This is a genomic window from Methylosinus sp. C49 (assembly GCF_009936375.1).
Lineage (GTDB): Bacteria > Pseudomonadota > Alphaproteobacteria > Rhizobiales > Beijerinckiaceae > Methylosinus.
The window spans coordinates 2,714,689-2,733,356 of sequence record NZ_AP022332.1 but is presented as its reverse complement, the minus strand read 5'-3'; the positions used below and the strand labels follow the sequence as shown (position 1 = coordinate 2,733,356).

At 65.5% G+C, this 18,668-nt stretch carries 18 protein-coding genes; 6 read left to right on the top strand and 12 right to left on the bottom strand.

What is annotated here, in order from left to right:
- Position 1: 1 nt before the first annotated feature.
- The 7 genes from GYH34_RS12945 to GYH34_RS12915 all read right to left on the bottom strand — a co-directional run bounded on the left by GYH34_RS12945 (position 2) and on the right by GYH34_RS12915 (position 6,605).
- Positions 2–1,048, bottom strand: coding sequence for a GSCFA domain-containing protein (locus GYH34_RS12945; RefSeq protein WP_161913937.1), 1,047 nt, complete (start codon positions 1,046–1,048; stop codon positions 2–4).
- 208 nt (positions 1,049–1,256) lie between these two features.
- On the bottom strand, positions 1,257–2,084 hold the full coding sequence (locus GYH34_RS12940) for a DUF2865 domain-containing protein (RefSeq protein ID WP_244635362.1): 828 nt from the start codon (positions 2,082–2,084) through the stop codon (positions 1,257–1,259).
- A 171-nt stretch (positions 2,085–2,255) separates the two neighbouring features.
- The gene (locus GYH34_RS12935; RefSeq protein ID WP_161913935.1) at positions 2,256–2,654 is read right to left on the bottom strand and encodes a response regulator; all 399 of its coding nucleotides are present in this window, start codon (positions 2,652–2,654) and stop codon (positions 2,256–2,258) included.
- A gap of 67 nt (positions 2,655–2,721) precedes the next feature.
- Positions 2,722–3,096: a DUF423 domain-containing protein gene (locus GYH34_RS12930; protein WP_161913934.1), complete on the bottom strand. Its 375-nt coding sequence runs from the start codon at positions 3,094–3,096 to the stop codon at positions 2,722–2,724.
- Between the two features lie 170 nt (positions 3,097–3,266).
- Positions 3,267–4,784, bottom strand: a complete 1,518-nt coding sequence (locus GYH34_RS12925; RefSeq protein ID WP_161913933.1) for an undecaprenyl-phosphate glucose phosphotransferase — start codon at positions 4,782–4,784, stop codon at positions 3,267–3,269.
- Positions 4,785–4,800: 16 nt separating this feature from the next.
- On the bottom strand, positions 4,801–6,030 hold the full coding sequence (locus GYH34_RS12920; RefSeq protein WP_161913932.1) for a glycosyltransferase family 4 protein: 1,230 nt from the start codon (positions 6,028–6,030) through the stop codon (positions 4,801–4,803).
- A gap of 8 nt (positions 6,031–6,038) precedes the next feature.
- Positions 6,039–6,605: a polysaccharide biosynthesis/export family protein gene (locus GYH34_RS12915; RefSeq protein WP_161913931.1), complete on the bottom strand. Its 567-nt coding sequence runs from the start codon at positions 6,603–6,605 to the stop codon at positions 6,039–6,041.
- 189 nt (positions 6,606–6,794) lie between these two features.
- On the opposite strand from GYH34_RS12915, the gene GYH34_RS12910 reads away from it, so the two are divergent.
- Complete coding sequence (locus tag GYH34_RS12910) at positions 6,795–9,056, top strand: exopolysaccharide transport family protein (RefSeq protein ID WP_161913930.1); 2,262 nt, start codon at positions 6,795–6,797, stop codon at positions 9,054–9,056.
- Between the two features lie 2 nt (positions 9,057–9,058).
- Here GYH34_RS12910 and GYH34_RS12905 read toward each other — a convergent pair whose 3' ends face one another.
- Entirely contained in the window at positions 9,059–10,156 is a 1,098-nt protein-coding gene (locus tag GYH34_RS12905; RefSeq protein ID WP_244635098.1) for a GNAT family N-acetyltransferase, read from the bottom strand.
- 201 nt (positions 10,157–10,357) lie between these two features.
- Between GYH34_RS12905 and GYH34_RS12900 the strand changes: the two genes are divergently transcribed.
- On the top strand, positions 10,358–11,392 hold the full coding sequence (locus GYH34_RS12900) for a polysaccharide deacetylase family protein (protein WP_161915009.1): 1,035 nt from the start codon (positions 10,358–10,360) through the stop codon (positions 11,390–11,392).
- Positions 11,393–11,423: 31 nt separating this feature from the next.
- On the opposite strand, the gene GYH34_RS12895 is transcribed toward GYH34_RS12900, so the two are convergent.
- Positions 11,424–11,870 (bottom strand): hypothetical protein, encoded by a 447-nt coding sequence (locus GYH34_RS12895; protein WP_244635096.1) that lies wholly within the window; start codon positions 11,868–11,870, stop codon positions 11,424–11,426.
- A gap of 217 nt (positions 11,871–12,087) precedes the next feature.
- Between GYH34_RS12895 and GYH34_RS12890 the strand changes: the two genes are divergently transcribed.
- A complete protein-coding gene (locus GYH34_RS12890) occupies positions 12,088–12,786 on the top strand; it encodes a hypothetical protein (protein WP_161913927.1) in 699 nt (232 codons plus the stop codon).
- A 72-nt stretch (positions 12,787–12,858) separates the two neighbouring features.
- Here the strand turns inward: GYH34_RS12890 and GYH34_RS12885 are convergent, their stop codons facing one another.
- Positions 12,859–13,335, bottom strand: coding sequence for a MarR family winged helix-turn-helix transcriptional regulator (locus GYH34_RS12885; protein WP_161913926.1), 477 nt, complete (start codon positions 13,333–13,335; stop codon positions 12,859–12,861).
- A 243-nt stretch (positions 13,336–13,578) separates the two neighbouring features.
- Between GYH34_RS12885 and GYH34_RS12880 the strand changes: the two genes are divergently transcribed.
- From GYH34_RS12880 to GYH34_RS12870, 3 genes are all read left to right on the top strand, one after another.
- Positions 13,579–14,142, top strand: coding sequence for a hypothetical protein (locus GYH34_RS12880; RefSeq protein ID WP_161913925.1), 564 nt, complete (start codon positions 13,579–13,581; stop codon positions 14,140–14,142).
- A 68-nt stretch (positions 14,143–14,210) separates the two neighbouring features.
- Positions 14,211–14,819 carry a copper chaperone PCu(A)C gene (locus tag GYH34_RS12875; protein ID WP_161913924.1) on the top strand — a complete coding sequence of 203 codons (609 nt, stop codon included), beginning with the start codon at positions 14,211–14,213 and terminating at the stop codon, positions 14,817–14,819.
- A gap of 435 nt (positions 14,820–15,254) precedes the next feature.
- Positions 15,255–16,637 (top strand): glycosyltransferase family 1 protein, encoded by a 1,383-nt coding sequence (locus GYH34_RS12870; RefSeq protein WP_161913923.1) that lies wholly within the window; start codon positions 15,255–15,257, stop codon positions 16,635–16,637.
- 6 nt (positions 16,638–16,643) lie between these two features.
- Here the strand turns inward: GYH34_RS12870 and GYH34_RS12865 are convergent, their stop codons facing one another.
- On the bottom strand, positions 16,644–18,224 hold the full coding sequence (locus GYH34_RS12865) for a glucan biosynthesis protein D (RefSeq protein WP_161913922.1): 1,581 nt from the start codon (positions 18,222–18,224) through the stop codon (positions 16,644–16,646).
- Positions 18,225–18,278: 54 nt separating this feature from the next.
- On the bottom strand, positions 18,279–18,509 hold the full coding sequence (locus GYH34_RS12860) for a hypothetical protein (protein WP_161913921.1): 231 nt from the start codon (positions 18,507–18,509) through the stop codon (positions 18,279–18,281).
- Positions 18,510–18,668 lie beyond the last annotated feature (159 nt).

Here is an 18,668-nt window from a genome sequence, read left to right as displayed (position 1 = left end):
CTCAGAACCCTATGTTCGTGCCGTATTTCTCTTCGTCGCAGATGATGCGTCCCGCATAGGACTGGTCCAGCACGCTGCTTTCTGTGGCCGGCTTCGGGGGCGGGGCGACGGGCTCCGACGTCTGGCCGAAATAAGCGGTCTTGAAGACGCGCATGACATGCGAGACGCCGATTTCGGGCACGGTGCGCTTATTGCTGTCGTAATATTTTCCATCGTTGAAATGGCTCGAGATAATCTCGTAGGACGGAAAATAATAGGCGTTCTCGACAGAGTTTTCGACGCTGCCGCAGACGGCGCGCAGCACCGATTTGCTGTAGACGGTCGCCGACAGCACATGCTCGTCGGTGTAGGTCGCCGTGAGCGGCACGGGCGAGACGGTCAGAATGACGCGCGCGCCCGGATTGATCTTGCGCAGCCCGGCTAGGAACTCTTCGAGATCGGCCTTCACTTCCTCATAGGAGTAGCGATGGAAGAGGGCGGCGGCGGCTTGCGGATCATCGGTCGTGACGCCGGGGTGGATGGGCAGAACGAACTGGCCGTCCGGCGTCGTCCAGCCTTCGATGAGCCCCAGCGTGAAGACGAACACGGTGCAATCGGTGAACACACGGCGCACCGCCTCGAGATGCGCGCGCCGGGCGGCGGCGACATCCTCGAGGCTCGCAAAGCCTTCCGCATAGGTCGTCGGACGAAAAGCGTCGACCAAGCGGCCGTCGGGACGCGGAAGGACGAGCGGCGGCAGGCTCAGCTGGCCGGTGGCCTCGAGCAGCAGCTGGCGCAGCTGGGCGACCGTGTAGATATTGCCGTAGCGCGCCGAGAACACCGGCTGATCGGCGGGGCTCGCCTCGGTCTGCAGGAAGCGGACGCCCGGCATCGCCTCAATGTAGCGGGACACATGCTGCGCGAAGCAGCTGCCCGCGGTCGCTATGCGGTCTTCCTCGCCGATGAGGAATTTCTTGTGCGGGATCGGGCTGACATCCTCGGGAGCGAGGTCGGCGACAGCCGTGCGCCAGAATTGGGAAGGCCCCTTCGTCGCATATGGATTGCCCATCGGATCACCTCCTGAAAGTCGTGGCGACCCGGTCGTCTCTCGGCGCCGCAATGGCCGACGTTCGAAAGAGATGAAAGCAAGGGCCGCCGCTGCGCATCGTCCCGACTTGTGCGGTGCAATGGGCATATCGACACCGGAGGACGAAGGCAAGCCCGCAATCGGGCTCGCCTTTTTTATCCAGATCGTCGCTGATCGGCCGCGGGAAGGGTCAGTCGTGCGGCTCGCGTCCGCCGGAGGACTGGCTGCGGCGCTCGCTCACCGGCCGCGCGGCGCGGCGCTCGACGCTCGGCCGGCCATGCTTGCTGGCGCGCTCCAGCGCCGCGAGGCGGCGGCGGATCGGCTCGTCGAGATCGGGGGAGCGGGCGAGGGGGCGGAAATCGTTCTTCGAATAAGGATAGCGGCTGGCGCCGTGGAAGATTTCGACGCCGTGAGTCGTCATCACGGCGTCGCCGCGCCGCAGCGTCGGGTCGAGATAGATCGCCTCGATCGAGCTCTCATTGGTCTGGCCGGCGTGGCAGGAGCATTCCTTGTCCTTCTCACCCTCGTTCTTGCGCTGCAGGGAGGCCATCAGCCGCGCATAGGTCGCGCCGCCGCGCGCCGCCACGGCGTCCTCCATCTTGTCGGAGCCGCCGCGCATCACATAGAGCGTCGTGCGTGCGCCGGGGCAGAGGCGCCCGCAGGCGCGCTGGTGGCTCGCCGTGTCATTGGCGCTCGAATAGAGGCCGACGGGGAAGAAATAGCCGTCGCATTCGCGCACGCAGTACGAGCGTCCGCCGGCCGCGGTCTCCGTATAGACGGAGCGTTCCGGCTCGCCGCCGCGGGAGGCCCTGCGCGCGGGCGCGCCCCGGCGCTCTCTCGGGACATAGACGCGACGCTCCTGCTGGGCGGCGCTATGGCGCCGGGCGTGGCCGTGGCGGCGGTAGCTCGGATAGCCGCCAGCGCCGCCATAATCCGAATAGCCGCCGCCTCCGCCGCCGAACAATTGCTGGAAGAAATCCTGGGCCGATGCGGAAGAAGGCTCGAGCGTCGCGATCACCAGGCTCAAGACCAAGCCGCCGAGAGCGGCGAGGCGACGTCGGGAGCATTCCCGATCGCCGCTTTTACGCGAAGACATGACGCGGCACCCGTTTTGAGGCAACTCCCCCTTACATGGAGCGTGATCGCAAGAGACAAGCCGTCCGGTCCTCGGTATCTCGCCGTCTCTGCCTCAGGCGTCTTGCGCGGCGCGGCGCGACGCCGCGACCAGGGCCGCGATCAGCGCGTCGGTGCGGAAGGGTTTTTGGACGATCAGCCGCGTGGCGTGGGCCGAGGGCAGCGCCGAGCGGCCATAGCCTGTCGTGAAGACGAAAGGAACGCCCATCGCGGCGAGGCGATCGGCGACCGGCTCGACGCTCTCGGCGCCGATGCGCAGATCCAGCAGGGCGACGTCGAATTGCGCATCGGCGATGTTCCGCAATGCGACGGCGACGGTCTGGGCCGAGGCCACGACGCGGAAGCCATGCTCGGCGAGCGTCTCCTCGAGCGCGAGCGCGATCAGCGGCTCATCCTCGACGACGAGCACGCGCCGACCGAGCGCCGCCTCCGCGCTCCAATGTTCTGTCCCCATCTCGGCCCCCACGCTCGCGAGGGTGGGGTCGATTTCGGCCTCTGTCCAGAGCGGGAAAGCGCGGGCTCTATCTTGCCCGCCGCGCGGCGATCGCCCAAACCGCCAGCGCCAGCCAGCTTCCGATCGTCAGCGAGCCGCCTATGGGGGCCGCGTAAGGAAACAGCCGATCGCCGGCGAAACTGCGCGCTGCGAGGTCGCTGGAAAACAGCGCGACGCCTGCGATGAGGGCGAAGCTCGTTCCGGCGAGCCAGCGCGCGAGCGGCGGCTTTGCCGCCAGCAGCGCGCCGAGGCCGAGCGCCGCCGCCGCGTGAATCATCAGGAAGCGGCTCGCCGTCTCGAGATTGGCGGCGTTGGAAATATGCGCGCTCGCGGCCGCGAGCGCGACGCCCGCCGCGCCCGAGAGCGCGGCGAGAAAGACGATGAGAAGGCTCGGGCGCTGCATTAGATTCTCGTTATAAATATAAGCAGAACAATGATAATCCTGCTCATGTTGCTGTTCTGGATGAGGTGTCTGGCGCAGGGCTCGCGCTTCGCGGTGAAGGCCAGGATAGGTTTTTTGGAGAGCGAGCCTGAAGGCTCGCGGTCCAGGAAGCGTTTTGGGCCGTGAGCCTCTCAGTAGGCGTTCTCGGTCTTCAGCAGCGCGATCGGCGTGAGTGCGAGAATGTACATATCCAGCAGGATCGACCAGTTCTCTATGTAATAGAGATCGCATTCGACGCGCTTCTGGATCTTCTCCGGCGTGTCGGTCTCGCCGCGCCAGCCATTGATCTGCGCCCAGCCGGTGAGGCCCGGCTTGACGCGGTGGCGTGCGAAATAGCCGTCGACGACATCGTCATAGAGATGCTCGGCGGCGCGCGCATGCATGGCGTGGGGGCGGGGGCCGACCAGCGACAGATTGCCCTGGAACACGACATTGAACAGCTGCGGCAGCTCGTCCAGCGAGGTCTTGCGAATGAAGCGGCCGACGCGGGTCACGCGCGGGTCGCCCTTGGTGACGAGCTTGGCCGCGGCGGGATCGAGCTTGTCCGCATACATGGAGCGGAATTTATAGACCTCGATCTTCTCATTGTTGAAGCCGTAGCGCGTCTGGCGGAACAGCACTGGACCGCGCGAATCGAGCTTGATTGCGAGCGCCACGGCCGCCATCACCGGAGCGAAGAGCAGGAGGCAGAACGCGCCGACGATCTTGTCGAAGGCGGATTTGATCAGCACGTCCCAATCGGCGATGGGCTTGTCGAAGACGTCGAGCACCGGAACATTGCCGATATAGGAATAGGAGCGCGGGCGAAAGCGCAGCTTGTTGGTGTGCGCCGCCAGCCGAATGTCGATCGGCAGCACCCAGAGCTTGCGCAACATTTGCAGAAGGCGCGTCTCGGCCGAGATGGGCAGGGTGAAGATCACGAGATCGAGCCGCGTGTGGCGGGCGAATTCGACGAGATCGTCGATCGTGCCGAGCTTGGGATAGCCGGCGACGACATCCGGCGAGCGATCGTCGCGACGATCGTCGAAGACGCCCAATATGCGCAGATCGCTGTCCTGCTGCGAGGCGGCGAGCGCGCGCAGCACGGGCTCGGCCGCCGGGCCGCCGCCCACGACGACAGTGCGACGGTCGAGCTTGCCCTGCTGCGTCAGCGAGCGCACCACGGCGGCGACGGCGAAGCGCTCCGCCGCCAGCACGGCGAGACCGCCCGCGTACCAGCCGAGCAGCCAGACGCGCGACAGGGCGTTGTCGAGCTTCAGGAAAAAGATCGCCGCGAGCGCCGCGAGAAAGACCAAAGTCCAGCCGCCGGCGAGCTTGAGCCCTTGGCCGATGGGCGTGCGAAAGGCGGCGGGCGTGTAGAGGTCGAGCGCCTGCCAAGCGATGATCGCGAGCAGCGCCATTCCGGGTATGACGATGAAATATTCGACGCCATAGCCATAGCCGGGCGCGACATGCATCCGATGCACGGCGAAGCCGGCCGCCGTTATCAGCGTGAATTCGAGAATGCGGACGAGGCCCGCGAGCACGACCGGCGAATAGGCGGGAATCGGCCGGGCGTCGGCGGAGATTTCCGCCAGCCGCGAGGCGACGCGACTATCGTCATTGGCCGGCGGGGCCGCTTTGATGTCGCGTAGGGCGAAAGCACACATGACGTCACTCCACTCATCAGGCTCGCTGCGGCAGAACGGCCTCCGCGGCGCTGCGATGTCCGGCGGCCTCCAGCGCTTCGCGATATCCGCGCAGCACGGCCTCGACCATTGCAGTCAAAGAGAAATTTTCTGCTACTCGTTCAGCGAGCTGGTCGGCTGCGCGCCTTTGCGCCTCCTCGTCCATGCCGCTCGCGGCGATCATCGCGCGCGCCAGCGCCGCTGGGTCGTCGCTCTCGACGAGACAATTCGCGTGCTCGCCGAAAATCTCTGGAATGCCGCCGACATTGGTGGCGATGAGCGGCGTGCGCGCGGCGATAGCCTCTAGCACGATATAGGGAAGCGACTCGGCCCGGCTCGGCACCACCAATATGCGCCCCAGACGCAGCGCCTCGCGCGCCGGCATGGGCGGCGCGAAGGAGAGCCGCTCGCTCACGCCGAACCGCTCGGCGCAGGCGCGCAGCGCCGCCTCATCCGGCCCGGAGCCGACGAGGGCGAGCCGCGGCGCTTCGCCGGTCGCGTCGCGAATGAGCGACAGCGCCTCGATCAGCGTGTCCACGCCCTTGAAGCGGCGCCATTCGCCGACATAGAGAAAATCCGCCGCCTCGGCGATCGGCGCGATCGGCTCGAACTCCTCCGGCCGCAGCCCATTGGGCACGACGCGCGTCGCGGAGCCGGAGAAGCCGATCGCTCTGGCGAAGCGCTCTTGCGCATAGGCGCTCTCGAAGGGAATGAAATCCGTCACGCGCTCCAACGCCTTCTCCACCGAGAGATAGAGACGATTGACGAGCGCGTCGGGGTCGTAATGGAGGCTGCCGCCATGCGGCGTGTAGACGCGGACATGCGGATGCGGCAGCGTCGGAAACAAGGGCAGCAGCGCCGGAAGGCGCGCATAGAGCCCGCCCTTTGCGCCGTGGCCATGCACGACATCGGGCGCGAGCCGCTTCAGCGCAGCGGCGATGCGAAAGGCGACGATCGGATCGCTCCAGCTCGGCAGCCGGCGCATGCACAGACGCGTGACGCCGAGCTCCAGCGAGGGCTCGAGCATTCGCAGCGTCGCCTCCGCGCGCTCGCCTCCGGTGGAGGAATCGGCGATGACGCCGACCGCATGTCCGCGCGCCGCCTGCGCGCCGGCGAGATCGACGACATGACGAAAGAGCCCGCCGATCGGCGCGCGCATCACATGCACGATGCGCAGCCGTCCGGGGCTCTCGTCGTCGCTCGTCTGGCTCTGCCGGTTCTCGCGCATCTTTCTTCTTAGAAAATCCGTTCGCGAACGGTGATCGTGTCTCCTGGCCGCACCGCCTGCAGCAAAGGCACGCGGCCGGTGACGGGAACGCCGCCGTAGTCGCGCGTCAAATCGACCTCGCCTTGATAGCCGCGCGGGTTGAAGCCGCCGGCTATGGCGATCGCCTTCTGCACGGTGAGACCCTCGACGAATGGATATTGTCCGGCGCTCATCACTTCTCCGAGCACGAAGAAGGGACGATACGCCTCGACTTCCACCGAAACGCGAGGGTCGCGGATGAATCCGTTGCGCAAGCGTGCGGCGATTTCATGTTGCAGCGCCTGGGTCGTGAGGCCGGCCGCCGGAACGATGCCGATGAGCGGCATCGAAATATGGCCGGAGCCGTCGACCGTGTAGCTGTTGGAGATCGCGTCCTGGCCGAAGACGATCACGCGAAGCCGATCGCCGGCGGCGAGCGTGTAGGGCTCCTCGGTGGAGGAGGTCAAAAGCTCTGGAATATAGGCGCCCGGCAGGGCGCATCCCGACAATGTCGCGCACATCATCAGCCAGAACAGGAGAAAGCCATATCTCGGCATTTAGAATCTCGGGCTCGAGGAACAGCTTAAGAACGTGTCCCGGGAAAATTTTTTAACGGTTCATGGTTAACAAAGCCTGATCGTCGCGAGCCGCTTCGTCGCCTCTTCAATGGCGCCGTCTCGCCGCGGTTAACCCCGCGGAAACCATAATCTCGGTACAAGGTCCGAGCGCCAATTGGAGTTCGCGAGATGAGTTTCGGCCACCCTCACGATGACGCGGGGAGCCCGCGGGGCGAGACGGGACGCGAGATATCGCGCGAGATTTCGCATGGGGACGTCTCGACCGGCGAGATCGATCTCGGACAGATCGTCGACGCCTTGTCGCGCCGCCGCCGCATCGTCATCGGCGTGACGCTCGCGGCCTTTGTCGGGGCGCTGGCTTTCGTCAATATCGTCAAGCCGCGCTACACGGCCGAGGCGCGCGTTCTGCTCGAGAATCAAGAGAGCTATCTGACCCGCGCCGATAAGGAGCGCGCCGACCCCGCCGCAGCGCCCGACGCCGAGGCCGTGCAGAGCCAGATTCAAATGCTCACCTCGCGCGATCTCGCGCGCCGCGTGCTGAAATCGCTCGATCTGCAGGGCAATTCCGAATTCGATCCGATCGCCAATGGCCTCGGGCTCGGCACGAAGATCGGCGTGATGTTGGGGCTGACGCGCGATCCGTCCAAGCTCGCGCCGGAAGAGCGCATGCTGGACGCCTATTTCGACAAGCTGCTCGTGCTCTCGCCGACCAAGACGCGCGTTCTACAGATCGAATTTTCCGCGCGCGATCCCGATCTCGCGGCGCGCGCCGCCAACGCCATCGCCTCCTTCTATATAGACATCCAACGCGAGGCGAAGCGCGAGAACGCCCGCGACGCCGCACAATCGCTGAGCCCGCTGGTCGCCGATCTGCGCGAGCGGCTCGCGCGGGCAGAGGCCAAGGTGGAGGCGTTCCGCTCGCGCTCCGGCCTGTTCGCCGGCACGAATAATATGACGATCGCCACGCAGCAGCTCGGCGATCTCACCAATCAGCTCTCTATCTCGCGCACCGCGCAGGCCGACGCCGAGGCCAAGGCCAAGCTGGTGCGCGACATGCTTCGGCAAAATCGCGTGGGAGAAATTCCCGACGTCGCCAATAATGAGATGATCCGCCGCATCGGCGAGCATCGCGTGTCACTGCGTGCTCAGCTCGCGCTCGAATCGCGCACGCTGCTGCCCGGCCATCCGCGCATAAAGGAGCTGCAGGCGCAGCTCGCCGATCTCGACGCCGATTGGCGTCGCGCCGCCGAGCGCACCGCGCGCACTTTGGAGAATGAGGCGCATATCGCTTCCGCGCGCGTCGAAAATCTCGTGCGGGCGATGGACGAGCAGAAGCGCGTCGCCGGCGCCGCAGGCGTGGATGAGGTGCAGCTGCGCGAGCTCGAGCGCGCCGCGCGCGTGCTCAAGGATCAGCTCGAGGCGGATTCGGCCAAATATCAGGAGGCGCTGGCGCGCGAGGGGCCCAAGGCCTCGCCCGCCGACGCCCGCGTCATTCAGCGCGCCGTCGCGCCGCCGATTCCCTCCTTTCCGAAGAAGGTTCCGATCACCGCATTCGCGACGATCGCCGCTTTTGTTCTCTCCGCCGGATCGATCGTCGCGATCGAGCTGCTGAGCGGCCGCGCTCGCGTACGCGCTGCGCCTCCGCTTTCGGCGCCGCGCCTCGTGGAGCGCGAGGATGAGGAGCTGGAGGCGCCGCCCAAGGCTCGTATCGCGGCCGGCGATCGGCGCGAGCCGACCTTTGTCGAGCACGAAGAAGAAGAGGAGGAGTCGCCTTCGCCGACGGCGAGCCTCGTCTCCGAGCCGCGGACGCGCCTGGCGCCGGCGCGCACACCCAAGCTCGAGAGCAGATCGACGCGCGCCTATCGATCGAGCGTTGTCGGAAAGATCGATGCGGCGCGCATGGCGACGCTCTCGGTGAAGGTCCTGGTGGTCGGCTGCGCCGACGCCGAGCATAGTTTCGACAGCGCTGTGACATTGTCGCGCGCGCTCGCGCGGCGTGGCCTCGCCATCATCGTCGCGGCCGATGCGCGGGAGCGGGGCGAGCTCTATGATCGGCTGATCCTCGATGTCGATCGCGCCCGGCCGCTCGGTCTCGCCGATCTCTCGAGCGGCGCCGCGACCTTCGCCGAGGCCATTCATCGCGACGCGGATTCGCGTTTGCATGTGATGCCGGGCGGCCGCGCCGCGGCGGACTATGACCAGGACGCCGAGCCCGTGCTGGAGGCGCTGGCGCAGACCTATGATTTCATCGTCTTCGCCACGCGCGATTATGATCGCGCCATGTTCCTCGCGCCGTCCTTCGATATCGTTCTGGTGAGCGGCTCCGAGCGCGCGGCCGAGGCGGTGATAGACGAACTGGCGCAAGCGGGCGTCAGCGACGCCTTTCTGTTCGAGGACGAGACCGCTTCCGCCGACGCTTCGGCCGCATAAAGTCAGCGCGCGAGTCTGCGCAACTCGGTGAGCTTTGCGAGAAGACGCGGATTCTGCTTCACCGCGCGCTTGGCGCGGATGAGCGCGGACAGCGCGGGCGCCGCGAGCGCGCCGAGCAGAGTCGCTGGAACGAGCGTGTCGACGAGCGCGATCGTCTCGTCGCAGACGGCGTTCTTGTAGCGCGCCTCGCCGACGCCGAGATCGAAGCGCGCGACGCCGCGCGAGAGAAGATCGCGCAGCAGCGAATGCAGCAGCAGATCGCCGGGCGAGGAGCGTGCGATCTCTTCCTCCGCCACGAAGGAATTGAGCATCGCCGAAAAGCGCCCGCGATGGGTGAAGCCCGCATAGGTCGCGATGATGCGCGCGTCCAGCGTCAGCGCATGGACCTCGAGCGCGCCGCCACACAGGCCGAGCACGAAGTCGCGCATGGCGCCGCTCGCAAAGGAGGGATCCTGCAAGCGCTCCGCCTTTTGCGCGAGCAGCGCCTCGAGAATTTCTCTCGCGCGCGCTCCTGTCGCGCCATGCTCGAAGACGAGCGCGCCCATCTTCTCGAGCCGCGCCTGCTTCTTGCGCAGCTTTTTGCGCGCATCGGCGGAGAAGCGCGCATCGAGCTCGCCCGCTGTCGCAGGAAGGCTCGTCCCATAGGCGAAGCTCGGGCTCGCGCTCGAGCCGGGCAGGGCGAGGGGATTGGCGACGCCTTCGAAAGCCTGCGGCTGATTGCCGAGACGATAGAGATCGACGCCGCCCACGCGCGCGGCGCGGCGCAGCAGAGCGCGAAGCGCCTCGGCGTCGAGGCGCATATCCGCTGCGAAAAGGCCGAGATTGAAATTGCTCTCCTTGCCGCCGAGAAATTGCGCGATCGGCAGCGGGCCGAGACGCGACCTCGCCAGCGCGAGCAGCGCGAGAGGGCGCGCGCCGTCGCCATGTCGCGCGACGACGATCATCGGGGTGAGGCCGCGCGCGCGTCCGAAAGTCTCGAACCAGTCGCGCGCGAAGCCGAAAGATTGATAGGCGCTGGCCGGCGCATTGGCGAACAGAACCTCCCAATCCGCGCGCGCCGCCTCGAAGGAGGAGAAGACGTCGAGCGAGATTCTATCCATGGTGGTCTCTGGTCGCGACTGCTCCATGAGGCTTTCTTCTGTGAGATTCTCTGCTCTTGCGTTAACCATATCGTCGCCGCATTGCTGATGTTTGCGTTTCTTCGCGACACTAGCAAGGAAAGGTCAACGAGACCTCGAGATGGTGGACGCAGAAATAAGAAATGCGCGGGGAGGCGCTGGGCGGTGACGAAATGGCGTCGAATGGCCATAGAGGCGGGAATGGAATTCTTCCGCGCGAGCGGCGCGCACCGCCTGGCCGAGCCCTATACGCGCGGGCTGGGCGCGATATTGATGTTCCATCGCGTGCGGCCGCGGCTCGAGCAGGCTTTCGAGCCCAATCAGCCGCTGGAGATCACGCCGGAATTTTTGAACGCGCTGATTGCGCGGCTGCGTCAGCGCGGCGTCGACATCGTCTCGCTGGAGACGGCGCTCGCGCGGCTGCGCGCCGGCGAGGCGGCGCCCTTCGCCGTTCTCACCTTCGACGACGGCTATCGCGATTTCGTCGAGCATGCGCTACCGGTGCTGGAGCGCCATAATGCGCCATTCACGCTCTATATCACCGCGGGTTACGCGGACGCTTCCGCGCGGCTGTGGTGGGTGGAACTGGAGGAGGCGATCCGACGCCTCGATCGTCTCGACGTCATCGCCGGCGGCAAGCGCATCTGTTGCGCGGCGGCGACGGCGGCGCAGAAGCGTCTCGCATTCGCCGAAGTCTATGCGCAGCTGCGCGGCGGCGACGAGGCGGAACTGCTGCGCGTCGTCACCGCTCTCTCTGCCGAGGCGCGCATCGAGCCTCACGCGCTCACGCGACGGCTGTGCCTCGGATGGAGCGAGCTGCGCGCGCTGGCCGATCATGCGCTGGCGACGATCGGCGCGCATTCGGTGACGCATGCGCGACTGGCCAAAGTGGATTGCGCGGCCGCGATCTATGAGATGGCCGAGAGTCGGCTGCGCCTAGAGTCCGAGCTGCGACGGCCCGTCCCGCATTTTTGCTACCCGGTCGGCGATGCGACCTCGGCGGCGCGACGCGAGTTCGAGCTCGCGGCGCGGCTCGGCTTCGCCAGCGCCGTGACGACGCGTCCGGGCATGATCTTTCCCGAGCATCGCGGGCGTCTCATGTCGCTGCCGCGGCTCTCGGTGAATGGACGACATCAGTCGTTGGCCGCGCTGGACATTCTCCTGTCCGGCGCGCCATTCGTTCTGATGAACGGAGGCCGCCGCGTGGCGGCGGCCTGATCCAGCTTTATCCAGTCAGTCCAATATCCAATCAGGCGAAGCCGAGACGCTGCGTAAAGCTGCGCCACAGCTCGCCGAGCGATTTCTTCTCCGCGACGGAGCGGGCGCGAGCGGCGACGGCGCCGGGCGTGATCGCGCCGGAATAATTGCAATCGCAGAAAATGTGATGCGCCTCGCGCATGGAGAGCTGGAAAAAATCGATCGCATCGCCGAGCTTGTCGCCTTTCAAGCCTTCCTCGCGAAAGGCGGCGTCGCGAAAGGCGATCGACAAGGGCGACTCGTCCTGACGCAGCTTCACGCGCTCCTTCACGGGCACATATTCCATCATCGAGAAGAGGCGGATGCGTCCGACATGCGCTTCGATGAGAGCCGCGAGCCGCTCCAAGCGCGCGCGACGCAGCGACGTCTGCTCGCGCTTCGCCTCGACAGGCTCGACGCCCGCGAGCTTGGTTATTTCTTCGAGAGTTCTGTATTTCATCACGCCCTCCGTCGCCAATGGGGCCCTTCGCCCGACAAAACAAATCCCCGACTCGACTGAACACATTCGACGAAGATTGGTTCCTGCGGCTTTCCGCTGTCGGAGAGGATATGGCGACGCTCGCGTCGACGGGCGCGATCGTCGCTCTTGCCGGCTCGGACAGCGCGACTAGATGCTTCGCGGGGTTGCAGGACGGGCTGCAGGAACGGAGATCCTCATGTCCATGACCTTCCGAGAGGCGACAGCGCAAGAAAACGCCGCAGTCTATGGCGGCCTCGTCGATGCGGTGGGAGGCATCGCAACGATAGTCCTCGCCGTGTGTGGGCTCGCCGGAATCAATCCGCCGCTCATGGCCGGCATAGCGACGATCGTGTTCGGCGTCGCTCTGCTCATTCAAGGCGGCGCGATGCTGTCGGAATATGCGCAGATCATGTTCCCTGCGGGCGCGAAGACTGCGAATTTCGAGCATTTCGGAGGCGGTAGCCTCTCGGCCGTCTTCCTCGTGGGAGCGGCGGGAATTGTGCTCGGCGTTCTCTCATTGCTCGGCATCAATTCCGGCGTGCTGACCCCGATCGCGACGATCGCTTTCGGCACGGCGCTCGTGCTCAGCAGCAATGCCGTGTGGCATCTCTACACGCTGCGCCATGCGCAGGCGAAGAGCGAGGCCGCGCAGTCGCAGAATATCGGCGGCGAGTTTCTGGCGAGCGAGATGGCTTCTGGCTCGGCGGGCATTCAGGCTCTGGCCGGCTTGGCCGCGATCGTGCTCGGCGTTCTCGCCGTCGCGGGAAACACCAATGATCTCGTGCTCAATCTCGTGGCTCTGCTGGCGCTCGGCGCGACGGTCGTGCTCACCGGCAGCACGCTGAGCGCGACGGTGCTGAGCTTCATGCGTCCGTGGTCGTCTTCGCAGTCCTGATCCGGCCGCTCGTCTCTCGGAGCCGTGACGAAGACGGCTCCGGGGGTCGTCGAGCCGCGTGAAGCCGCCGCGTCAGCGCGGCGTCTGATCTTGCGGCTCGCTGTCCGATTGCGTGTCGAAGAGATGCAGAAAGGCGCTTTTTTCGGCGCGTAGCTTGCGCAAATGCACGAAAGCGAGCTGCGCCAGCCGACGGTCGCCGAGCGCCGTCAGCACGATGAGCGAGCGACGCCGATCGAGAGGGTCGTTCTTGCGCTTGACGAGCTTGGCTTGCTCGAGGCGCGAGACCAGCTCCGCGGCGCTGTGATCGCGGATCAGCAATTGCTCGGCGAGCTCGCCGACGCTGATATGCGCCCCTTCGCGAAACGTCTTGATGGCGAGCAGCGCCTGGTAGCGCTGCGTGGTCAGGCCGACATCCGCGGCCGCCTGCTCGCTGAAGGCGAGGAATTGCCGCAGCGCATAGCGAAAATCGGCGAGGGCGCGAAGCTCCTCCTCGGAGGGGCGTCCGTCGTCTTCGGCTTCCTGAGGGCGGCTCTCGAGCGCCGTCGACATTTTTCTCATTCTCCTCGGATTCGCTGCCCGCGATCTTCGGCCAAGCGCCCATGATGGCCTTCGCCCCGCGCGGGGTCAAGGCGTTCCGCCCGGGACCGGCGCGGCCATGCGGCGCAGCGGGCGCGCGCTTGCATTTATATCGCTATACGATCTATATTCATCGTGTCACGATGAGCAGCCGATGCGGCGGCGGCGCTCGGGGAAAAGCGCGCCCCTTCAAAGACGCGCGATCGGGAGAGAGACATGATCGTTCGATTTTTTGCCGCGGCGATTTTCATCGGCATGGCGACGCAGGCGCAGGCGCATGGCGGCGTCAGCATCGACGAAGGCCAATGCAAGATGAAGATCGGACCCGATCAGATGAATTTTACCGGCTATCAGCCGCTGAAGTCGCGCGAGCAATTCTGCGACGACATTCCCGATATCGGCCCGACGATCATCGTCCTCGACGCCGTGCAGGACGAGCTGCGCGACATGAATTTGGAGATCCGCATTCTGCGCGATGTCGGTCAGGCGAGCGACGACGAGAACCTCGAGAAAAACACCGAGACCTATGTGCCGGCGAAGAAATATCGCACCGGCACGCTCAACTTCGAATACGACTTCAAGAACAAGGGAAAGTTCATCGGCCTGGTCAAGGCGAAGACCGACGACGGGACGAAAGAATATGTCTCGCGCTTTCCCTTCTCCGTCGGTGAGACCGAAAGCCGCGACATCACCATCGCGACTTTTTTTGCGGGGCTGGGACTGGTCGGATTCGGTCTCTGGTACAAAAACTCTTTCAAGGCGAAGCCGCCGCGCGCGTGATCGCGGCGCCTTCGCCGTCATTGCGTGTGGCGCCGCGACTCCTGCGGCGCGCCGAAAGGGAGGCGAGCATGTCTATCGATCGACGGCGCGTTCTGCTTTTGACCGGAGGCGCTGCGCTGGCTGCGAGCGGCCTTTCTCGCGTGAGCGCGCATGAATATGAAAAAGGCGGCATCAAGGTGGAGCATCCTTGGCTGCGCGCGCCGCGCGACGGCGAGAGCGACGCCAATCTGTTCATGGTCGTCTATAATCGTAGCGACGCCGCCGATCGTCTCATCGGAGTGAAATCTCCCGAGATCGGCGGCTTCGATCTGCATGTCGCTCCTCAATTCGCGGTCGCCACCGATGCGATTTTCCTTCCTACGGGCTCGAAGGTGACGCTCGCGCCGGGCGCCTCCTTCGTCCATCTCTCCGGCATAAAGAAGATCAACCCCGTCGGCTGGGGCTTCGAGCTCACTCTCGTGTTCGAGAAGGCCGGCGAGCTGCTCATCGATGCGGCGATCGACGCGCCCGACGCCGCGCATGCGCATGATGCGGAAGCGATGGAGAGATGGGAGAAGGCGCATCGGACGCCACAGGCCGGCGACGCGCCGGTCGAGGATCATCGTTCGGGCCATGAGGAGCAGAAGGGCCAGGGCGAGGCGCAGCCGGGGCTGGGCGAGCCGCAGCCGGCGCAGTGAGCCCTTTTCCCGAAGCTGCTCGAAAAATTAACTTGCGCGCGACGCGATATGTCGCCATTCGATAGGTCAAGCTGCGACCCCTGACGCCTCTGCGCGCAGCCAATTCGAAACAACGAGCGGCGGCGTACCAATGGAGAAGAAAATGGCTCTGCAGACCTCTGGGAAGGACATCGTCAAGTCGCTGGCGTGGTTCATCGGCGCGATCGCGCTGATCATCACCCTGGTTCATTTCGCCCCCATCATTTCCCACGGGGGCTGAGCGGAACATTTTTGTTCTCGCCACGCCGGCCGCGATCCATCGGCGATCACGGTCGGCGTCTCTGCATTCGAGGCCCCGCGGGGACGCATGCGGGGCCCTATCGGCGCTGAAAGCGCGTTTGGAATTGCCCGGCCATGCCGCTATTGTCGCGACGACGGCAGCGAGGTCGCGAGCAAATGGTCGAAAGAAGGTCGGGAGATGGCCGTATAGAGGCCTATCTTCTGCAGGAGATGAAGGCGGAGATCGACGAGCTCGCGCGCAGCGAGGTCGATGACGCCACGAAATTTCTCTATGCGCGAGCCCGCGAATTCTACTGGACGGTGACGCGTCTGCTCGGCCTCGGCCGCCTGCATGACGGCGTATGGCGCAAGCCGAGCGGCGAGAAGGCGAGAGCATGGCGCACAGCGCTCGCCGGCGATATTCCGGCGCCTGCGACGCAGGCGCGTCTGCTCGTCGATATGACGGCGACGCATCGCACCATAGGCCGCACCGGCATTCAGCGCGTCGTTCGCGAGATCGCGCGCGCCATGGTCGAGAGCGGCGCCGGAATTCCCGTCTTCATGGAGGATGGGCGGCTCTTTTCCCATTTCACAAATGACAATCTTCCAGACGAGGTGACGCCGGCCGCCGGCGATAAATTTCTTCTGCTCGACGCCGGCTGGCACCTCACGGCGGAATATTCGCGAATGATCGAAATTGTCGCGCGGGCCGGCGGCGAGACGATCGGCTGTCTCTACGATCTCATTCCGATCCTCTATCCCTCCGTGGTGACGAATTCCGCGCATCGGGCCTTTGTGGAATGGTTCGATCTCCTCATTCGCGAGAGTGACGCGATCGTCGGCATCTCCAAGGCGGTCATCGATGATTTCCAGGCCTATGCGCAGGACCATGGGCTGCCGTGCAAGCGCGGCTTGCGGCTCGGCTGGTGGCCGCTCGGCGCGGATTTTCGCGCGCCCGGCGACGAGACGCCTTCACCGCACGCTGTCGAGGCCGCGGCGGGAGGACAGCCGCTCTTTCTGAGCGTCGGCACGCTGGAGCCGCGCAAGGGCCATGCGGTCGCGCTCGGAGCCTTCGATCGCTGGTGGGAGCAGGGCGCCGATGTCCGCTACGTCATCGTCGGCTCGAAAGGCTGGAATGTGCGCGCGCTCGAGCGGCGAATTCTGGAGCATCCTGAATTCGGCCGACGCTTGTTCTGGCTGCGCGGCGCGAACGACGCCGATCTGCGCTATCTCTACGAGCGGACGCATGCGCTCGTGTTTCCCTCCATCGCCGAGGGCTTCGGCCTGCCGCTCGTCGAGGCGGCGCATTTCGGCGCGCGCGCCATAGCGAGCGACATTCCCGTCTTTCGCGAGGTCGGCGGCGACTGGGCGTCCTACTTCGATGCGGGCGACAGCGACGCTCTGCTCGCCCGGCTGAAGGAGGCGCTCGCCTCTCCACTCGCCCCGCCGACCTGCGACATATTGTCCTGGCGCCGCTCCGCAGAGGCGCTGGCGCGCCTTCTGCGCGAGGGCGACTATCCTGCTCGGATGTCGGAAAACGTCGCCCTGGAGGCGCGCTGACGCGCCTCAGAACGGGTGATATTGGAAGAGCCAGTTCTCCGACAGCGCTTCGTTCTTATGCGCGAGGAAGAGCCGCATCTCGACAGGATCATGTCCGTCGACGGTCAGATCGAATTGCGCGCGCCAATGTCCCGGCACGCCGTCGAATACGGCTTCCGTGTAGATGTAGGAGAAGGATCCGCGCGACGACCACAGCACCGGCTCCGGCTTCACGCCGAAGGGCAGACGCTCGAGCGGTCCGCCGAGAAACTCCACCATGAATTTGCGCACGCCTTTGGGGCGTGGCTTGCCGGGTTGGCCGCCATTGCCGAGCCGCGTCGCGACGCAGCGTGCGAGCGGCGTCGGATCGGGCTCATCGGCGAGCCAATGCAGGCGATAGGAGAAGTCGAAAGACGAGCCGGGAACGGCGGGCTTCGCCGGCACCCACATTGCGACGATATTGTCGTGGATCTCGTCGTCGGTCGGAATCTCGACGAGCTGAATCGTGCCCTTGCCCCAATCGCCCTTGGGCTCGATCCACACGCTCGGACGGCGATCATAGAAAACGCCGTCGAGATAGTGATCGAAATTGCGGTCGCGCTGCAGCAGGCCGAAGCCTTTCGGATTTTCGTCGGCGAAGGCGGAAGCCATCACGCGGTCGGGATTGTTGAGCGGGCGCCATAGACGCTCGCCGCGGCCGGTCCACATTGCGAGGCCGTCGGAATCATGCACCTCCGGCCGCCAATCGACGGCGGTCGGCTTCTTGGTCTCGGAGAACCAATACATGGAGGTGAGCGGCGCTATGCCGAAGCGCGTGAAGGAGCCGCGCAAATGCAGCGAGCAGTCGACGTCCATCACGACGCCCTTGCCGCGCTTCGCCAAAATGCGAAAGGCGCCGACGATGGACGGGCCTTCGAGCAAGAGATGCAGCGGCAGACCGTCTTCCGTCTCCGGGCCGATATAGATATTGGTGAAGTCTGGAAACTCCTCCGGCCGATCGGGCGCCCAAGTGTCGAGCGCGACGCCGCGCGCAGAGAGCCCATATTGGCGCAATTCGCCGATGGCGCGGAAATAGGAGGCGCCGAGAAAAGCCGCCCAATCATTCTTGCGCCAGTCGAGCGGCCCGTCTTTCGGCTCCTGAATGCGAAAGCCGGCGAAGCCCGCGCCCGGCGGCAGCTGGCGGGCGATCGAATCCTCCGGCATGTCGAAATATTTGGGGTTGTAGAGCACCTCGCGCGCCTGGCCGTTCTCGACCGCATAGAAGCGGACGGCTTTTTTGAAGAACATGCCGAGGTGGAAGAATTCGACCGGGAAACGGCCGGCGCCCGTGGTGAGCGCGTAATTCGTGTCGTAGCTGATCTTGCCCCAGGCCTCATAGTCGATCTTGGAAGTGATCTGCGGATCGGGCTGGCTCGGCGGGCGGAAAGGCTCCGCGACGCGGCGGCGGGCTGTCTCCTTCAGTCGCTCGAAGGAGAAGGGCTCGGCCGGGCCGAGGTCGAGACGGCCGGGGGCAGGCTGGGCCGCGGCCTCATTCGCGCTCATCGCGCCGAGCGCGCCCGTAGCAGCCGCGGCCTTCAGGAAGGAGCGGCGATCCGTGTCGTCGATCATGCAGGGAACCTCGCGGGGCGGGGAAGCGCCTGTCGTCGGCCTAGGGTCGAAAAATCAGCGGATAGGCTCGTGGCGGACGGCTGTGCGCATGAAGAAATACAGGCCGACCAAGCCGGCCAGCGCGAAGACGATTTCGAAAATGCGGCTCACGGCCGGGTCGAGCTGAAACAGACCGCCGAGCGCCCAGCCGGCGGCCCAGGAGGTCGCGACGAGCTCCGTGCCGACCAGGATCGCGACGGCGATCAGGGTCGACAAATGCACCAAGTTCAACGGCTTCTTGCTCATCGGGCGAGGGACTCCGCGCTCATCGTCCAGAGGAACCTGCTATACGATCGGCCGGCTCGGCGCAAGTCGGCGCCCCGGAGGCCGCGGAACGCCTCTTGCGATGGGCCGCGCGCCGCTGGTATTCTGTAATTGGGGGCGACGCGGGCGCTTTGTTTTGTT